The sequence below is a fragment of the Gilvimarinus gilvus genome (genome assembly GCF_030518155.1).
GTDB lineage: Bacteria > Pseudomonadota > Gammaproteobacteria > Pseudomonadales > Cellvibrionaceae > Gilvimarinus > Gilvimarinus gilvus.
In genome coordinates, this window is record NZ_JAULRU010000119.1 from 1 (window position 1) to 350 (window position 350).

1 protein-coding gene is annotated in these 350 nt (G+C 62.0%); it reads right to left on the minus strand.

The genetic code is table 11. The features are described from left to right. Positions 1 to 41 precede the first annotated feature (41 nt). A partial coding sequence (gene merT / locus QWI17_RS00670; protein ID WP_302720568.1) for a mercuric ion transporter MerT occupies positions 42 to 350 on the minus strand: 309 nt, incomplete at its 5' end.

The following is a 350-nucleotide window of genomic DNA, read 5'->3' on the forward strand; positions in this document are numbered from 1 at the left end:
GGGCGAAGGATGCAAGCAGTTTTTTCATGGCGGACTCCTGATCAGTAGAACAAGGGAAGGATGTAGGGGAAGCCGAGCGCGACCAGCACCAAGGCCGTTACCAGCCCGAACAGCAGCTTGTAGGTGGTGCGTACCTGGGGCACGGCGCAGACCTCACCCGGTTTGCAGACTTGAGCCGGGCGGAAAATGCGTCGCCAGGCGAAGAACAGCGCGACTAACGCCGCACCGATGAAGAGCGGGCGGTAAGGTTCCAGCACGGTCAGGTTGCCGATCCAGGCCCCGCTGAATCCCAGTGCGATCAGAACCAGCGGCCCAAGACAGCAAGTCGAGGCGAGAATCGCCGCAAGCCC